Here is a 597-nt window from a genome sequence, read left to right as displayed (position 1 = left end):
AGGCGTTGAAGAAGAAACGATATTAACGGCAGCTGAGAAGTTTTCGCTGATCGAGAAAACAATCAGAATTCATCAGTTAAATAAAGTTGTTTCCTACCTGTGTGAACTGGCAGGTGTCAGTCGAAGTGGCTACTATGATTGGTTGAAGGCTGCACCATTGCGGGCACAACGTGACGATCAGGATGAATTGGACATAGAGTTAATCCGAGAAATTTTCATAAGCAAAAGAGAAAAAGTAGGTGCCCTCCAGATTAAAATGGTTATGGAGAATGAGTATTCAGCTGTAATGAACCACAAGAAGATTAGACGTTTAATGGCAAAATATAATCTTGTAGCTAAGATAAGGAAAGCCAATCCATATCGTAAGATGGCTAAGGCAACTCAGGAACATCGAACCTGCCCTAACCTTCTTGACCGTGAATTCAATCAGGAAGTGCCAGGAAAAGTTCTGCTTACTGATATTACTTATCTTTATTATGGAAAGGGCCAAAAAGCATATTTATCCTGCGTAAAGGACGGAGCTACAAAAGAAATTCTTGCCTACTACCTTTCCACGTCTTTAGAGATGGATATTGTTTATAAAACGTTAAAAAAGTT

The 597-nt window shown here is 39.0% G+C and carries 1 protein-coding gene; it reads left to right on the top strand.

The features are described 5' to 3' along the window. Positions 1 to 597, top strand: a 597-nt coding sequence (locus tag CHI10_RS11785; RefSeq protein WP_142301773.1) for an IS3 family transposase, incomplete at both ends; no start/stop codon positions are given.

The sequence above is a fragment of the Bacillus sp. 7894-2 genome (genome assembly GCF_002272225.1).
Taxonomy (GTDB): domain Bacteria; phylum Bacillota; class Bacilli; order Bacillales; family Cytobacillaceae; genus Cytobacillus.
The sequence above is the reverse complement of the archived record's forward strand: the minus strand, read 5'-3'. Positions and strand labels throughout refer to the sequence as shown.